Source organism: Enterobacter sp. 168J2 (assembly GCF_034107265.1).
GTDB classification, from domain to species: Bacteria; Pseudomonadota; Gammaproteobacteria; order Enterobacterales; family Enterobacteriaceae; genus Enterobacter; species Enterobacter nematophilus.
Window position 1 is genome coordinate 97,184 of record NZ_JAWNEB010000010.1, and the last position, 15,822, is coordinate 113,005.

Here is a 15,822-nt window from a genome sequence, read left to right on the forward strand (position 1 = left end):
CCTCACCCTAACCCTCTCCCACGGGGAGAGGGAACCGTTCGTGCATTATTCCGTCCTGAACCCTTCAAACCGCGACCCTTTATAGCTCAGGGTTCCTTTCTCCCCTACCGTCAGCTGGTGGTACTGCTGCGCCTCCAGGCGGAAGGTCATCTCCAGGCCGCCCGTTTCTGGCTTAAAGCTCGCTTCATAGCGCATACCGGATCCCGCAGGCGTTACCTGCTGCTGGCGCGAGCGGCGATCGTTAAGCGGCTTCTCGCGCTTGTTCGTTACGACCACACGCTTTTGCACCAGCGGCGCGGCGTCGTTGTCCGCCTTTTCGCGGCGCTGCTGCACGAAGCGAAACGAGGCGGCAATGACGATAATCGCCACCACGATAATGAAAAACAGCGGCATCTTGCTCATTGAAACATCCCATCAGATTATGCGGAATTCAGGATACCTCGCCTGCCCAGGCATTGCCAAACGCCTGCCCGCGTCACTACACTGGATCAGAAACTGATTATTCAGCCTCAACAGTTACAGGGAGTTAATATGCTTTGGTCATTTATCGCTGTCTGTTTTTCCGCATGGCTTTATGTCGATGCGTCCTATCGCGGTCCAGCCTGGCAGCGCTGGTTGTTTAAACCCGTCACGCTGCTGTTGCTTCTGCTGCTCGCCTGGCAGGCCCCGATGTTTAACGCCATCAGCTATCTGGTGCTCGCCGGGCTGTGTGCCTCCCTGATTGGTGATGCCTTAACCCTGCTGCCGCGTCAGCGCCTGCTGTATGCCGTGGGGGCATTCTTCCTTTCCCATCTGCTGTATACCATCTACTTTGCCAGCCAGATGACGCTCTCCTTCTTCTGGCCGCTGCCGCTGGTGCTGCTGGTGATTGGCGCGCTGCTGATTGCGGTGATCTGGTCGCGTCTGGAAGAGATGCGTCTGCCGGTATGCACGTTTATCGCCATGACGCTGGTGATGGTGTGGCTGGCCGGGGAGCTGTGGTTCTTCCGTCCAACATCTCAGGCGATGTCCGCGTTCTTCGGGGCGGCGCTCCTGTTAATCGGCAATATCGTCTGGCTGGGCAGCCACTATCGCCGCCGCTTCCGCGCCGATAACGCGATTGCGTCCGCCTGCTACTTTGCCGGGCACTTCCTGATCGTGCGTTCATTGTATATCTAAATAACGCTTGACTCTGGAGTCGACTCCAGAGTGTATGCTGCGGTTAATGAGAAAATTATCATTACCGGAGACTGCCATGTCGACTCCAGAAACACCAAAAAAAATCCCACAGTTCTCGGCACTTAAGCTCACCCCGGTTCCGCCGAAAGACGACTGCTGCTGCGAGGGCGCGTGCGAAACGCAGGTCGAATCGCTGCCTGAAAACGGCAACCGCTACAGCTGGGTCGTCAACGGCATGGACTGCGCGGCCTGCGCCCGCAAAGTGGAAAACGCGGTGAAGCAGGTGCCGGGCGTAAACCACGTTCAGGTGCTGTTCGCCACCGAAAAGCTGTTGGTCAGCGCCGATAACGACGTCAGCAAACAGGTTGAAGCCGCCGTCAGCAAGGCGGGCTATGCCCTGCGCAGCGAAACGGCCCCTGCCGAAAAAACCTCTCCCCTGAAGGAAAACCTGCCGCTTATTACCCTCATCATCATGATGGCCCTGAGCTGGGGGCTGGAGCAGATTAACCACCCGTTCGGCAATCTGGCGTTTATCGCCACCACGCTGGTCGGGCTGTTCCCGATTGCCCGCCAGGCGCTGCGCCTGATAAGAAGCGGCAGCTGGTTCGCCATTGAAACGCTGATGAGCGTGGCGGCCATTGGCGCGCTGTTCATTGGCGCGACGGCGGAAGCAGCGATGGTGCTGCTGCTGTTCCTGATTGGCGAACGGCTTGAGGGCTGGGCGGCGAGCCGGGCACGCAAAGGGGTGAGCGCGCTGATGGCGCTGAAGCCTGAAACCGCCACGCGGGTTAATGAAGGCAAACGTGAAACGGTCGCCATCAGCACGCTGCGACCGGGCGACGTGATTGAAGTTGCCGCGGGCGGGCGTCTGCCTGCCGATGGGGCTCTCGTTACCGCCACCGCGAGCTTTGACGAAAGCGCCCTGACCGGGGAATCCATTCCGGTGGAGCGTGCGGCAGGCGAAAAAGTCCCTGCCGGTGCCACCAGCGTTGACCGCCTGGTGCAGCTCAAAGTCCTGTCCGAGCCGGGCGACAGCGCCATCGACCGCATCCTGAAGCTGATCGAAGAAGCCGAAGAGCGCCGCGCGCCGGTCGAACGCTTTATCGATCGCTTCAGCCGGATTTACACCCCCGCCATCATGCTGGTTGCCCTGCTGGTTACCGTGATTCCACCGCTGTTTTTCGGCGCGCCGTGGGAGGGTTGGATTTATAAAGGGCTGACCCTGCTGCTGATCGGCTGCCCGTGCGCGCTGGTGATCTCCACGCCCGCGGCGATTACCTCGGGGCTGGCGGCGGCGGCACGTCGCGGGGCGCTGATTAAGGGCGGCGCGGCGCTGGAACAGCTGAGCCAGGTTCAGCACATCGCCTTCGATAAAACCGGCACGCTGACGGTTGGCAAGCCGCAGGTCACCGGCGTCTATCCGCAGGACATCAGTGAAGACGAACTGCTGATAATGGCCGCCGCCGTTGAGCAGGGTTCAACTCACCCGCTGGCGCAGGCGATAGTGCGTGAAGCGCAGGGGCGCGGGCTGGCTATCCCTTCGGCAACCGCCCAGCGGGCGCTGGTCGGGTCTGGGATTGAGGCCGTCGTCGACGGCAAAAAGGTGCTGATTGTCGCGGCGGGCACGTCCTCCCATCCACAGGTTGAGGCGTTAGAGCAGGCCGGGCAGACGGTCGTTGCCGTGATGAAGGACGACGTGGCGAAGGGCATGCTGGCACTGCGCGACACCCTGCGCGATGACGCCAAAGACGCGGTAGCGGCGCTGCATCAGCTGGGCGTACAGGGCGTGATCCTCACCGGCGATAACCCGCGCGCGGCGGCGGCGATTGCCGGCGAGCTTGAGCTGGAGTTTAAGGCTGGATTGTTGCCAGCGGATAAGGTCAGCGCGGTAACCGAACTGAACAGCCGCGCGCCGCTGGCGATGGTCGGTGACGGGATTAACGATGCCCCGGCGATGAAGGCCGCAACCATCGGCATTGCGATGGGCAGCGGCACCGACGTAGCGCTGGAGACGGCGGATGCGGCGCTGACGCACAACCGCCTGACCGGGCTGGCGCAGATGATAGATCTTGCGCGGGCGACGCGCGCCAATATTCGCCAGAACATCGGCATTGCGCTGGGTCTGAAGGGGATATTTCTCGTCACCACGCTGCTCGGTTTGACCGGGCTGTGGCTGGCGGTGCTGGCAGATACCGGGGCGACGGTGCTGGTGACGGCGAACGCGCTGCGATTATTGCGCCGTCGGTAAAAACGCCGGGCAGGTTGGGTCGGGGTGCGGCCTGATGCCCTCACCCTTCTCCCTCTCCCACGGGGAGAGGGAGAAGGGCGGCGTCACTGCATCCCTAAAACCCCCGGCAACCATAATGAGATCGCCGGAATATACGTAATCATTCCCAGGATCAGGAGCAACATGCCGTAAAACGGCAGCATCGCCCGCACAACGTGCTCGATCTTCTGCTTGCTCACCGCACTTGCCACGAACAGCACCGACCCGACCGGCGGGGTGATCAGCCCGATCCCCAGGTTAACCATCATGATCATCCCGAAATGCACCGGGTCGATCCCCAGCGAGTTGGTCACCGGCAGCAGAACCGGGGTCAGGATCAGGATGATCGGCGCCATGTCCATCAGGGTGCCGATCAGCAGCAGCATGATGTTGAGGTACATCAGGATCACGTACTTGTTATCTGAGAGCGACGTGAAGAACTCGGTGATGCGCATCGGCAGCTGCATGTAGGTCATCACCGCGCCAAACGCCGCGGCAAAGCCAATCAAAATCATCACGATGGTGACCGTTTTGACCGTGCGGCACATCAGCTTCGGCAGTTCATTCCACTTGTAGTCGCGGTAGATAAACATGGTGACGAAGAACGCCCACAGGCAGGCCACGGCGGCGGATTCGGTGGCGGTAAATATCCCGGACAGGATCCCGCCGAGGATAATCACCACCGTCATCAGTCCCCACAGCGCGTCGAGCATGATTTTCAGCGCCTGCCTTAACGGAATTCGCTCCCCTTTTGGATAGCCGCGCTTGCGGGCGAAGCACAGGCAGAGCGCCATCAACCCCATACCCAACAGCAGGCCCGGCAGCACGCCCGCGATAAACAGCGTGGCGATGGAGACCGTGCCCCCCGCCGCCAGGGAGTAAATCACCGAGTTATGGCTGGGCGGGATCAGAATCGCCTGCACCGACCCGCTGGCCGTGACCGCCGCCGCGTATTCGCGCGGATAGCCCTTCTTCTCCATCTCCGGGATCATCACGCTGCCGATGGACGCCGTATCCGCCACCGACGAGCCGGAAATCGCGCCGAAGAAGGTTGAGGCGACGATGTTCACCAGCGACAGCCCGCCGCGAATGAAGCCGACAAACACGTAGGCGAAATTCACCAGCCGCCGGGCAATGCCCCCTTCCGCCATGATCGCCCCGGCGAGAATGAAGAACGGGATCGCCAGCAGGGTAAATTTGTTCACCCCGCTGGTTATCTGGATCATCAGCGCTTCCAGCGGCAGGTCAATCCACAATGCCCCCGCCACGGCGCTCAGGCCGACGGCAAAGGCCACCGGCATCCCCAGCGCCAGCAAAATGGCGAGGGTGAATAACAAAACAAAAGCATCCATCGTTCACCCCTTAACTGTGATTGCCGATCAGCACGACCGGACGGTTTTCCTGCGAGCCAAACAGCAGGCGTTCAAGCACAAACAGGATCAAAATCGCCGACCCGATCGGCAGCGGCAGGTAGCTTTCGCCGGAGGTCAGGATCGGGAACTCCGCTACCGGCTGCTCCCAGAGCTCGACGCACAGCCAGTAGCTGTACCAGCACATCAGGCCGGAGATCAGCAGCATCAGCAGATCCACCACCCGCGCGCAAAGTCGTTGCAGCGACGCGGGCAGACGGTCGGTGAGCATATTAACCGCAATGTGCGACCCGGCGCGGTAGCTCACCGCCGCGCCGATGAAGGTGAACGTCACCATGCAGATAATGGCGATCGGTTCCGGCCAGGATTCGCCGCGATTGAGCACGTAGCGTGAAAAGATGCCGATGGGGATGACAATCGTCATCACCAGCAGCGAAATACCCGCCACCGCCATGGCGAGCAGGTACAGACGGTCCATCCACTTCAGGTAGAGTTCGGACATACGTGCTCCGGCTTACTGGACGTCAGCAATGGCTTTCATCAGATCCTGATGCTTGTCGCCATACTGGGCGCGCACCGGCTCTGTGGCCTTGATGAATACCGTCTTATCGATATCGTGGAACTGCACGCCGCCCGCCTTCATTTTCGCCAGCGCCTGGTCGTTATACGCATTCCACAGCTTGCGCTGTTCAAACTGCGCTTCGCGGGCCAGGGTCAGGATTTTTTGCTGTTCATCAGCGCTCAGTTTGTCCCATTTCACTTTTGAATAGAGCAGCATTTCCGGGGTGATAAAGTGACCGCTGAGGGTGTAGTTTTTAGCAACCGGCATGTAGTTGTGGGCGATAAAGGTGGGCGGGTTGTTCTCCGCGCCGTCAATCACGCCGGTCTGCATGCCGCTGTAAACCTCGCTAACGCCCATCGCCACCGAGTTCGCCCCCATGTCCTTCAGCGTGGCGAGCGCCACCGGGCTGCCCTGCACGCGGATTTTCTTCCCTTTCAGATCTTCCGGCTTCACGATCGGCTCTTTGGTGATGAGGTTACGGGTGCCGGAATCCATCCAGCCGAGGAACACCAGGCGGGATTTCGGGTTCGCGGTCAGCTTGTCGCCGATCTGCTTGCCGATATCCCCGTCGATCACCTTGTGCATGTGGTCCTCATCGCGAAAAACGTACGGCAGCGTGAAGACTTCGATATCCGGCAGGATGGCGGCAACCGGCGCCATAGAGACGCGGATCATGTCAATCGCCCCCATCTGCGCCTGCTCAATCATCTGCTTTTCATCCCCCAGCACGCCGCCGGGGAAGACCTTAATCTCCAGCTTGCCGTCGGTTTGCTGTTTGAGTTTTTCACCCATGTGCTGAACCGCGACCACGTTCGGGTAGCCTTCAGGATGCACATCGGCAGCTTTGATGGTTTGGGCAGAAACGGTGCAGGCAAAAGCAGACAGGCACAGCGCGGCCAGTAACGGCTTGAGGGTCGTTTTCATTGAGTCAGCTCCAGGGTAGTGATGTCAGCGTTAAAACAGTGTTTTATTTTTTTACGCTTAGAAAATAGACTAGCCCGGGAGAAGCGTAGGTGAAGCGCCTCACAAAAGCGCGAATTTATGAAACGATGGTTTAAATTTGTGAGGGCGGTAGTGCCGGGTAACGATGCGGTCATACCCGGCGGGGCATGACCGCGCGTCAATCAGGAAAAATAGCTCATGACCAGCCCTAAAAACAGCACCAGACCGACATAGTTATTGTTCATAAACGCTTTAAAGCAGGCTTCGCGTTCGCGTTTTGCAATCAGCTTCTGCTGGTAGGCAAACAGCAGCCCGGCCACCAGTATCGACCAGTAAAATTCCCAGTTCAGTCCGTTTAGGCGCGCAATCGCGACCATCAGCGCCAGTACCGCAACCTGCAGAATGCCAATGATAAGTTTGTCCTGGCGTCCAAAGAGAATGGCGGTGGATTTAATGCCAATTTTCAGGTCGTCGTCGCGGTCAACCATCGCATATTGCGTGTCATACGCCACGGCCCAGAGGATGTTCGCCAGGAACATCAGCCAGCAGCTAAGCGGTAAGGACTCACTAACTGCTGCAAACGCCATCGGAATCGACCAGCCAAACGCCGCCCCCAGCACCACCTGAGGCAGATGGGTATAGCGCTTCATAAAGGGGTAAACCCAGGCCAGAGCGAGCGCCGCGACGGACAGCAGAATCGTCATGGTGTTCAGGGTTAACACCAGCAGGAAAGAGAGCAGCACCAGAACGATGAACAGCACGCGGGCTTCTTTTCCGGTCACCTGGCCGCTGGGTAGCGGACGGTTGGCAGTACGCTTTACGTGGCCGTCAAATTTACGATCGGCATAGTCATTCACCACGCAGCCCGCCGCGCGCATCAGCCAGACGCCGGCAACAAACACGCCCAGGATCCACAGCGGCGGCACGCCCGGCGTAGCCACCCACAGCGCCCATAAGGTCGGCCACAGCAGCAGCAACGCGCCAATGGGTTTATCGGTACGCATTAAGCGGTGATACGCCAGCAGCTTATTCTGCGTCAGGCTCCACTCCATTTTTTCTTCCTCTTAGTACAACGGTGATGCCGGTAAAAATAGCTCCGTCAGGATTAACGGCTTACCGCTCAGGCGAAGGCGGGAACGGCGCCCCCACAGTTCGGCATCACGCCCAATCTCAATGAAATCCCTGGTCAGCTCAGACGAGGTGAAAAGATAGCGTCCCAGCGGCGTTTTCCCCAGCCGCTGCAGCGCCAGCTCGGGCCCGGAAAGGGTAGATTCGGGCACCACCGTGCGCCCGGCAAGCCAGGGTTCGCCATCGGCACAGAGCAAAATTTCGCGCAGCCAGTAGCGTTCCTCTTGCGGCAACAGCGGCAGCTCGCTGGCGATCTCATCACCGGAGACAAACCCTTCCTGTATCAGGGTCACCGTGACCGTTTTACCCTGTTGTTCAAAACGTTTCGTCATGGAATCTTCCAGCAGCAACCAGTCCAGCTGCTGCGGATCAAGCGCAGGTATTTGGTCGAAATAGCGCAGCGCACGCAGTTGCGTTAGCGCGGGGTGTGACATGCCAGACTCTCCGATACATAACGTAATGGCATTGTATCGCAGAAACGGGCAATGAGGGGGGGCCAAACGTTATTTAACGATCACTATCGCAACATGGGCGCAACAGCCTGGCGAATACGAAAAAAAGTGCGCCCACTCAGGCGCACTAAACTACTAACAAATCAGCACTGTGGGGAACGGTTACCCCTTGCCTTTTACACTGCTGATAAAGGTGGAACGGGCAGTGGTTGAACCTAAACGTTCGGCTTCATCAAGCAGTTTCAGCGCTTTATCGACATCGCCGCGCTTCACCGCCTGCTTAATGGCGTTGTTGAAGTATTCTTCGGTGTCGTTCAGCACGGGCTCGGCTTTCTTCGCCGGGGCTGGCGCTGCGGCGGCGACCGGTGCGGCTGCCGTGGCAGCAGGCGCAGCGTAAGCAGGTGCAGCCGTATTGCCCACGGTAACAGGGCCGTTACCGGAGGAGCCAAACAGCGGGCCGACCAGCACGCTGGAACCGCTGTTCGTCTTCACCTTCAGCTTTAACGTTCCGTCGGTGACGTGACGGGCGATCGGGTCCGGAATATCCGGAACCGCGTTACCGGTGCCTTTTGCGTAGGCCTTAGCCGGATCGAGCAGCGTGGTGGTCTTCTGGAGATCCTGCTCGGTGGTAAAGACCAGAACGTAGAGTTTTTGCTGGCCCAGCGCAGGCGTCAGGCGCATGACGCCTTCCAGGCGATCGGCGCTCATCACGCCAGGCTCCTGGTAGGTAAAGTATTCGCTTGGGAAAAAGGCAGATGGCGTCATGTTCTGATCGAGAATCAGCACGTTAGGCGCAAATACGCTCGTCTGCTTGTTGACTTCACTGGTCAGGGTAATGGCCAGCTCACCGATATTGGCGGGTACGCTATACGCAGCGACCGGGCCGGTAATTCCTGGAACATTAAGCGACTGGCCGCCCGTTGAGAGCTGGGTGGTCTGGGTTTTAGACTGATCGACAGGCGTCCAGACAAGCTGTTGCAGTGCCGCTGTTGGAATAGCAGGCGCAGATGTTGTGTTTTGCGGAACGAAGTTGACGTTAGCGAGCGTTACGGCAGGCGCGCTTGCCAGCAGTCCTGCGGACAAACAAAGGGCAAGGAGAGTTTTGTTCATTTTCATTGTTATCACCTCAAAATGCACAGGTTCAGCGGTAGCCAGGCAATAGCGCGCCGTCCCAAGGATTGAGGGGCTTGCGCCCCTCAGTTTGGTCATTACGTCAGGTTAAGACGGGATTACCACCAGATTTCCATCTGGGCGCCGAAGGACCACTCGTCGTTGTCGCCGCGGCTGAAGCTTTTCGCAGTGGTATCGCTATAGGCCATGCCTGGGGTGTAACCCGCAACGGAGTTTTTACCGGTTGGCGCATAGCCCCACTTCTCATCCCACTTCGCATAGGTTGCGAATACGCGGATTGCCGGACGTGACCAGATGCTGTCGCCTGCCTGCCACTGCTGGGCCAGGGTAATTTTATACTGGTCGTTGGTTTCGCCGGTTTCCTGGGATTTGACGTTGTCATAACCCACTTCCAGCAGGGTGCTCATGATTGGCGTCCATTTGTACATAGGACGAACGCCCACGGTCCACCATTTGGTACCGTTGTTGTTATCCCAGTTGATATCCTGGTACATACCGACATACATCAGGTCCCAGCTATCGCCCAGAGAGATAGCACCGTGGTCAAGTACGCGCCACAGGTGACCGTTGTTGTTGATGCCGTAGTTGATATCGTCGGAGGTACCGATGTTCGAACCCTGCGACAAACCTTTGCCCTGAGAGGTCATAGAGTCAGTTGCATATTGCAGAACGAACTTGTTGTAGCCTTTCAGCATGCTCTGCGTGTGTTCAGCGGTGAACATCCAGCCATCTTTGGATGCACCATCGATCAGATGATAATCATCACGTGGGTTTGCGCGACCGTAGTCAACGCCAAGCTCCAGCGTACCGCCTGGGTTGATCTCCATCTGCGCTAAACGGACGTCAAAGACATCGTTCGCTGTGCGGGTGGTGTAATCATAGATGCTGTTGCTGGCGAAGGATGAAGAACCGCCTGCTTCAGAAGAACGGGTTGCAGCCAGAGAGAGCTTACCGAAACCGACGTCAATGTTTTCCAGACCCGCACCAGGACCTGAAATATCCCAGTAGTAGAAGTCGATCATGTGGACGTCATGACGCTGATAGAAGCGCTTACCGGCCCAGATGGTGGAACCTGGCAGCCATTCGATCAGGTTTTTACCCTGCACGTTAGCTTCACGGAACGCCGGGTCAGTGGCTTCCCAGTCGTTCTGCTGCGCCACGGAGTACGCTACGTTGGTGTCGAAGTAGAAGCTCTTGTCACCTTCTTTCCACACTTCCTGGCCCAGCTTCAGTTCCGCATAGGTTTCACATTCGTTACCAAGACGGTATTTACTTTGGGCACCGGTTGCCTGGAAGCACTGCTGTTCGCCGCCACTACCCGTCCAGCCGATACCGGAACGAGCATAACCATGGAAATCCACGGCCAGCGCCTGAGCAGACATTACGCCCGCTGCGACGGCAACTGCCAGAGGAAGTTTGCGCAGAGTAATCATCATTCTATCTCCTGAGATCATTGCTTTTCTTTGAACACTTCACCTGTCGGTTTCGTGTCTTCTTTTGGGATTGCTTAAACGCCTGGCTCTTTATGCAGCCGACGACATGCTGTGCCATCCTCACGGAACAGATGGCAACGCTCTGGCGGCAAGCCGATAGCGAATGTGGCACCCTCTTCTACCAACACCACGTCATTCTGGCGGTAGACCAGGTTCTGACGGATGGCGGGGATCTGGATATGAATCTGTGTTTCGTGACCAAGCTGTTCAACGACCTGAACTTCACCTTCCAGCGTCACATCCGCAATGTGGCTTGGCAGTAGATGCTCAGGACGGATACCGAGGGACATATTTGCCCCTACCTGTACGTTGGCGCTGTCCACCGGCAGCCAGACTTGCTGGCGGTTTGGCAGCTCCACCTGTACCTGTTCAATGGCTGTCGCCGTCACTTTGACGGGCAAGAAGTTCATCTTTGGCGAGCCAATGAAGCCCGCAACAAAGCGGTCTGCCGGGTAGTGATAGAGCTCCAGCGGTTTGCCCACCTGCGCCACGCGACCGGCGTCCAGCACCACGATCTTGTCGGCCAGGGTCATCGCTTCGACCTGATCGTGGGTGACGTAAATCATCGTGCGGCCAAGGCGCTTGTGCAGACGGGAGATTTCGATACGCATCTGGACGCGCAGGGCGGCATCCAGGTTAGAGAGAGGTTCATCGAGCAGGAACACGCGCGGCTCGGCCACCAGCGTACGGCCAATCGCCACACGCTGACGCTGACCACCGGAAAGCGCTTTCGGTTTACGCTCCAGCAGGTGCGCCAGCTGCAACACTTCCGCCACCTGCGTGACGCGCTGGTTAATGACCTCTTTTTTCGCCCCGGCCAGCTTCAGGCCAAAGGACATGTTCTCGGCAACGGAAAGATGGGGATAAAGCGCATAAGACTGGAACACCATGCCTACGCCGCGTTCGGCTGGCGGGATGTCGTTCATTCGGGTATCACCGATCAGCAAATCGCCGCTGGTGATGGTTTCAAGACCGGCAATCATACGCAGCAGAGTAGATTTACCACAGCCTGATGGGCCCACAAACACCACAAACTCGCCTTCAGTGATGTCCAGATTGATGTCTTTCGACACCACTACGTCGCCCCAGGCTTTCGTTACATTACGCAGCTGTACGCTCGCCATGCCCTTCTCCCTTCGTTACAACCTGTCACCGACAGAAACATTCAAGATAAGTTCACTATGGGGTATCCATTACTTTCGTGAATCCTCCACCCCCCGGCTTTTTTATGGGGGAGGAGGCGGGAGGATGAGAGAGCAGGCTCTGCGACCGCAGCCGGGGGGCTGAGGCGAAATTCGTGAAGCGGCCTGCAAAATTCGGTGGGTTTTTATGTGCGCCAGCACTCATAACTTAAATTTATGCAACGGAGATCACACAAACGGGGGGTGGGGCGTAGGGGTTGGGAGGATGGAAAGAGGATGTCAAATAAGGAGACTGAGTCACGTTGAACCACCTTATGTATCCACGAGCACATCACCAAAAAGGATGGCAGATATGAATATCAAGACTGGCGCACGCGTTTTCGCATTGTCCGCCCTTGCAGCAATGATGGTTTCCGCCCCAGCGCTCGCCAAAATTGAAGAAGGCAAGCTGGTTATCTGGATTAACGGCGACAAGGGCTATAACGGCCTGGCCGAAGTGGGCAAAAAATTCGAAAAAGACACCGGTATCAAAGTCACCGTAGAACACCCGGACAAACTGGAAGAGAAGTTCCCGCAGGTTGCAGCAACCGGCGACGGTCCGGACATCATCTTCTGGGCGCACGACCGTTTCGGTGGTTACGCGCAGTCTGGCCTGCTGGCTGAAGTCACCCCGGACAAAGCTTTCCAGGACAAGCTGTTCCCGTTCACCTGGGACGCCGTTCGCTATAACGGCAAGCTCATTGCTTACCCAATCGCAGTTGAAGCCCTGTCTCTGATTTACAACAAAGACCTGGTGCCAAACCCGCCGAAAACCTGGGAAGAGATCCCGAAACTGGATAAAGAACTGAAGGCGAAGGGTAAATCCGCCCTGATGTTCAACCTGCAAGAGCCGTACTTCACCTGGCCGCTGATTGCTGCCGACGGCGGTTACGCGTTCAAGTTTGAAAACGGCAAATATGACGTGAAAGACGTGGGCGTGGATAACGCGGGTGCGAAAAAAGGCCTGACCTTCCTGGTTGACCTGATTAAGAACAAACACATGAACGCGGATACCGACTACTCCATCGCGGAAGCGGCGTTCAACAAAGGCGAAACCGCGATGACCATCAACGGTCCGTGGGCCTGGACCAACATCGACAAGAGCAAAATCAACTACGGCGTGACGCTGCTGCCAACCTTCAACGGCAAGCCGTCTAAACCGTTCGTGGGCGTGCTGAGCGCGGGCATCAACGCCGCCAGCCCGAACAAAGAGCTGGCGAAAGAGTTCCTGGAAAACTACCTGCTGACCGATCAGGGTCTGGGTGAAGTGAACAAGGACAAACCGCTGGGCGCCGTGGCGCTGAAATCCTTCCAGGATCAGCTGGCGAAAGACCCACGCATCGCGGCGACCATGGATAACGCCCAGAAAGGCGAAATCATGCCGAACATCCCACAGATGGCTGCGTTCTGGTACGCCACCCGTACTGCGGTCATCAACGCTGCAAGCGGTCGTCAGACTGTCGATGCCGCGCTGAAGGATGCGCAGGGTCGTATTACCAAGTAATGCCGTAGTCCCCTCTCCCTCCGGGAGAGGGTTAGGGTGAGGGTTGTCGCTATCCGCACGCCCTCACCCCGGCCCTCTCCCCCAGGAGAGGGAGAAAAGATCAAACGTTGTAGAGGAAGAACCCCATGGATGTCATTAAAAAGAAGCACTGGTGGCAAAGCGACGCGCTGAAGTGGTCAGCGATCGGCCTGCTGTGTCTGCTGGTGGGTTACCTTGTTGTTTTAATGTACGTACAAGGGGAATATCTGTTTGCCATCATGACGCTGATCTTAAGCTCTGCTGGCCTGTATATTTTCGCCAACCGTAAAGCCTATGCCTGGCGCTATGTCTACCCGGGCGTCGCCGGGATGGGGCTGTTTGTCCTGTTCCCGCTGATCTGCACCATCGCCATTGCGTTCACCAACTACAGCAGCACCAACCAGCTTGCGCAGGAGCGCGCCACTCAGGTGCTTCTGGATCGCTCTTATCAGGCGGGTAAAACCTTTAACTTCGGCCTGTATCCTGCGGGTGACGAGTGGAAGTTAGCGCTTACTGACGGTGAGAGCGGCAAAAACTATATTTCCGACGCGTTCAAATTTGGCGGCGAGCAGAAGCTGGCCTTAAAAGAGGCCGCGGCCCTGCCGGAAGGTGAACGCGCCAACCTGCGTATCATCACCCAGAACCGCCAGGCGCTGACCCAGCTCACCGCCGTACTGCCCGATGACAGCAAAGTGACCATGAGCTCGCTGCGCCAGTTCTCCGGCACGCAGCCGCTTTATACTCTGGCGGACGACGGCACGCTGACCAACAACCAGAGCGGCGTTAAGTACCGTCCGAATAACGACATTGGTTTCTATCAGTCCATTACCGCCGACGGAAAATGGGGTGATGACAAGCTCAGCCCGGGCTATACCGTCACCATCGGCTGGGACAACTTTACCCGCGTGTTTACCGACGAAGGCATTCAGAAACCGTTCTTTGCCATCTTCGTCTGGACGGTGGTCTTCTCGGTGCTGACGGTGATCCTGACCGTGGCCGTGGGCATGGTGCTGGCCTGTCTCGTGCAGTGGGAGTCCCTGAAAGGCAAAGCGATTTACCGCGTGCTGCTGATTCTGCCGTACGCCGTGCCGTCGTTTATCTCGATTCTGATTTTCAAAGGGCTGTTTAACCAGAGCTTCGGTGAAATCAACATGATGCTGAGCGCGCTGTTCGGTATCAAACCGGCCTGGTTCAGCGACCCGACCACCGCCCGCTCGATGATTATCATCGTCAACACCTGGCTGGGTTATCCGTACATGATGATCCTGTGCATGGGCCTGCTGAAGGCTATCCCGGACGATCTGTACGAAGCCTCGGCGATGGACGGCGCGGGTCCGTTCCAGAACTTCTTTAAAATTACGCTGCCGCTGCTCATTAAGCCGCTGACGCCGCTGATGATTGCCAGCTTCGCCTTTAACTTTAACAACTTCGTGCTGATTCAGCTGTTGACCAACGGTGGCCCGGACCGTCTCGGCACCACCACGCCGGCAGGCTATACCGACCTGCTCGTGAGCTACACCTACCGTATCGCCTTCGAGGGCGGCGGCGGTCAGGACTTCGGCCTGGCGGCGGCGATAGCCACCCTGATCTTCCTGCTGGTTGGCGCCCTGGCGATTGTGAACCTGAAAGCCACACGAATGAAATTTGACTAAGGAGGGCACTGAACATGGCAATGGTACAACCCAAATCTCAGAAACTGCGCCTTCTGGCGACGCACTTAGGCCTGCTGATTTTCATCGCGGCGATCATGTTCCCGCTGCTGATGGTCATCGCCATCTCCCTGCGTTCGGGTAACTTTGCGACGGGGAGCCTGATCCCGGATGAAATCTCCTGGGAGCACTGGAAGCTCGCGCTGGGCTTCAGCGTGGAGCACGCGGATGGCCGCGTCACCCCGCCGCCGTTCCCGGTGCTGCTGTGGCTGTGGAACTCGGTGAAAGTGGCGACCATCACGGCGATCGGCATCGTGACGCTCTCCACCACCTGTGCCTACGCCTTTGCCCGTATGCGCTTCCCGGGTAAAGCAACGCTGCTGAAAGGCATGCTGATTTTCCAGATGTTCCCGGCCGTGCTATCTCTGGTCGCGTTGTATGCCCTGTTTGACCGTCTCGGCCAGTACGTGCCGTTTATCGGCCTGAACACCCACGGCGGCGTGATCTTCGCCTATCTCGGCGGTATTGCCCTGCACGTGTGGACCATCAAAGGCTATTTCGAAACCATCGACGGCTCGCTGGAAGAGGCGGCGTCGCTGGACGGCGCTACCCCGTGGCAGGCGTTCCGTCTGGTGCTGCTGCCGCTGTCCGTGCCGATTCTGGCGGTGGTGTTTATCCTGTCGTTTATTGCGGCGATCACCGAAGTACCGGTTGCCTCACTGTTACTGCGCGATGTGAACAGCTACACCCTGGCCGTGGGTATGCAGCAATACCTCAACCCGCAAAACTACCTGTGGGGCGACTTTGCCGCGGCGGCCGTACTCTCCGCCATCCCGATTACCGTGGTGTTCCTGCTGGCCCAGCGCTGGCTGGTTAACGGCCTGACGGCGGGCGGCGTGAAAGGTTAAGTTTCATCTGTTATGCCACTGCAACCCTCAACTTTAGACGTATTGTATTGACCCAACTTG

The 15,822-nt window shown here is 57.9% G+C and carries 14 protein-coding genes; 5 read left to right on the plus strand and 9 right to left on the minus strand.

Annotated elements, in window-relative coordinates; genetic code table 11:
* Positions 1-45 precede the first annotated feature (45 nt).
* Positions 46-402 carry a DUF2500 domain-containing protein gene (locus USG84_RS20095; RefSeq protein ID WP_266179892.1) on the minus strand — a complete coding sequence of 119 codons (357 nt, stop codon included), beginning with the start codon at positions 400-402 and terminating at the stop codon, positions 46-48.
* A gap of 129 nt (positions 403-531) precedes the next feature.
* Here USG84_RS20095 and USG84_RS20100 point away from each other — a divergent pair, with 129 nt between their 5' ends.
* Together USG84_RS20100 and zntA are read left to right on the plus strand one after the other, a co-directional pair.
* Positions 532-1,158 carry a lysoplasmalogenase gene (locus USG84_RS20100; RefSeq protein ID WP_013099145.1) on the plus strand — a complete coding sequence of 209 codons (627 nt, stop codon included), beginning with the start codon at positions 532-534 and terminating at the stop codon, positions 1,156-1,158.
* 76 nt (positions 1,159-1,234) lie between these two features.
* Positions 1,235-3,406 carry a Zn(II)/Cd(II)/Pb(II) translocating P-type ATPase ZntA gene (gene zntA / locus USG84_RS20105; protein WP_253540338.1) on the plus strand — a complete coding sequence of 724 codons (2,172 nt, stop codon included), beginning with the start codon at positions 1,235-1,237 and terminating at the stop codon, positions 3,404-3,406.
* 83 nt (positions 3,407-3,489) lie between these two features.
* On the opposite strand, the gene USG84_RS20110 is transcribed toward zntA, so the two are convergent.
* From USG84_RS20110 to malK, 8 genes are all read right to left on the minus strand, one after another.
* Complete coding sequence (locus USG84_RS20110) at positions 3,490-4,776, minus strand: TRAP transporter large permease (RefSeq protein ID WP_061099577.1); 1,287 nt, start codon at positions 4,774-4,776, stop codon at positions 3,490-3,492.
* A 10-nt stretch (positions 4,777-4,786) separates the two neighbouring features.
* Complete coding sequence (locus USG84_RS20115) at positions 4,787-5,296, minus strand: TRAP transporter small permease (protein WP_061099578.1); 510 nt, start codon at positions 5,294-5,296, stop codon at positions 4,787-4,789.
* A gap of 12 nt (positions 5,297-5,308) precedes the next feature.
* Complete coding sequence (locus USG84_RS20120) at positions 5,309-6,280, minus strand: TRAP transporter substrate-binding protein (protein WP_041911564.1); 972 nt, start codon at positions 6,278-6,280, stop codon at positions 5,309-5,311.
* 200 nt (positions 6,281-6,480) lie between these two features.
* The gene (gene ubiA, locus USG84_RS20125; RefSeq protein WP_080329933.1) at positions 6,481-7,350 is read right to left on the minus strand and encodes a 4-hydroxybenzoate octaprenyltransferase; all 870 of its coding nucleotides are present in this window, start codon (positions 7,348-7,350) and stop codon (positions 6,481-6,483) included.
* 12 nt (positions 7,351-7,362) lie between these two features.
* Complete coding sequence (gene ubiC / locus USG84_RS20130; RefSeq protein ID WP_014882105.1) at positions 7,363-7,860, minus strand: chorismate lyase; 498 nt, start codon at positions 7,858-7,860, stop codon at positions 7,363-7,365.
* Between the two features lie 180 nt (positions 7,861-8,040).
* Positions 8,041-8,994, minus strand: coding sequence for a maltose operon protein MalM (malM, locus tag USG84_RS20135; RefSeq protein ID WP_061099580.1), 954 nt, complete (start codon positions 8,992-8,994; stop codon positions 8,041-8,043).
* Between the two features lie 113 nt (positions 8,995-9,107).
* Positions 9,108-10,445, minus strand: coding sequence for a maltoporin (locus USG84_RS20140; RefSeq protein WP_139784212.1), 1,338 nt, complete (start codon positions 10,443-10,445; stop codon positions 9,108-9,110).
* Between the two features lie 71 nt (positions 10,446-10,516).
* Positions 10,517-11,626 (minus strand): maltose/maltodextrin ABC transporter ATP-binding protein MalK, encoded by a 1,110-nt coding sequence (malK, locus tag USG84_RS20145; protein ID WP_028015130.1) that lies wholly within the window; start codon positions 11,624-11,626, stop codon positions 10,517-10,519.
* Between the two features lie 370 nt (positions 11,627-11,996).
* On the opposite strand from malK, the gene malE reads away from it, so the two are divergent.
* The 3 genes from malE (at position 11,997) to malG (ending at position 15,762) form a co-directional block, all read left to right on the plus strand.
* The gene (gene malE / locus USG84_RS20150; RefSeq protein WP_032644952.1) at positions 11,997-13,187 is read left to right on the plus strand and encodes a maltose/maltodextrin ABC transporter substrate-binding protein MalE; all 1,191 of its coding nucleotides are present in this window, start codon (positions 11,997-11,999) and stop codon (positions 13,185-13,187) included.
* 125 nt (positions 13,188-13,312) lie between these two features.
* On the plus strand, positions 13,313-14,857 hold the full coding sequence (gene malF, locus USG84_RS20155; RefSeq protein WP_061099582.1) for a maltose ABC transporter permease MalF: 1,545 nt from the start codon (positions 13,313-13,315) through the stop codon (positions 14,855-14,857).
* Positions 14,858-14,871: 14 nt separating this feature from the next.
* Positions 14,872-15,762: a maltose ABC transporter permease MalG gene (malG, locus tag USG84_RS20160; RefSeq protein WP_006810496.1), complete on the plus strand. Its 891-nt coding sequence runs from the start codon at positions 14,872-14,874 to the stop codon at positions 15,760-15,762.
* Positions 15,763-15,822: the final 60 nt, after the last annotated feature.

Excerpts from the sequence above, each read along its gene's own strand:
- ubiA (WP_080329933.1), bottom strand. The coding sequence starts at position 7,350 with ATGGAGTGGAGCCTGACGCAGAATAAGCTGCTGGCGTATCACCGCTTA.
- USG84_RS20095 (WP_266179892.1), bottom strand. The coding sequence starts at position 402 with ATGAGCAAGATGCCGCTGTTTTTCATTATCGTGGTGGCGATTATCGTC.
- USG84_RS20140 (WP_139784212.1), bottom strand. The coding sequence starts at position 10,445 with ATGATGATTACTCTGCGCAAACTTCCTCTGGCAGTTGCCGTCGCAGCG.
- malG (WP_006810496.1), top strand. The coding sequence starts at position 14,872 with ATGGCAATGGTACAACCCAAATCTCAGAAACTGCGCCTTCTGGCGACG.
- malF (WP_061099582.1), top strand. The coding sequence starts at position 13,313 with ATGGATGTCATTAAAAAGAAGCACTGGTGGCAAAGCGACGCGCTGAAG.
- malK (WP_028015130.1), bottom strand. The coding sequence starts at position 11,626 with ATGGCGAGCGTACAGCTGCGTAATGTAACGAAAGCCTGGGGCGACGTA.
- USG84_RS20120 (WP_041911564.1), bottom strand. The coding sequence starts at position 6,280 with ATGAAAACGACCCTCAAGCCGTTACTGGCCGCGCTGTGCCTGTCTGCT.
- malM (WP_061099580.1), bottom strand. The coding sequence starts at position 8,994 with ATGAAAATGAACAAAACTCTCCTTGCCCTTTGTTTGTCCGCAGGACTG.
- USG84_RS20110 (WP_061099577.1), bottom strand. The coding sequence starts at position 4,776 with ATGGATGCTTTTGTTTTGTTATTCACCCTCGCCATTTTGCTGGCGCTG.
- USG84_RS20115 (WP_061099578.1), bottom strand. The coding sequence starts at position 5,296 with ATGTCCGAACTCTACCTGAAGTGGATGGACCGTCTGTACCTGCTCGCC.
- zntA (WP_253540338.1), top strand. The coding sequence starts at position 1,235 with ATGTCGACTCCAGAAACACCAAAAAAAATCCCACAGTTCTCGGCACTT.
- ubiC (WP_014882105.1), bottom strand. The coding sequence starts at position 7,860 with ATGTCACACCCCGCGCTAACGCAACTGCGTGCGCTGCGCTATTTCGAC.
- USG84_RS20100 (WP_013099145.1), top strand. The coding sequence starts at position 532 with ATGCTTTGGTCATTTATCGCTGTCTGTTTTTCCGCATGGCTTTATGTC.
- malE (WP_032644952.1), top strand. The coding sequence starts at position 11,997 with ATGAATATCAAGACTGGCGCACGCGTTTTCGCATTGTCCGCCCTTGCA.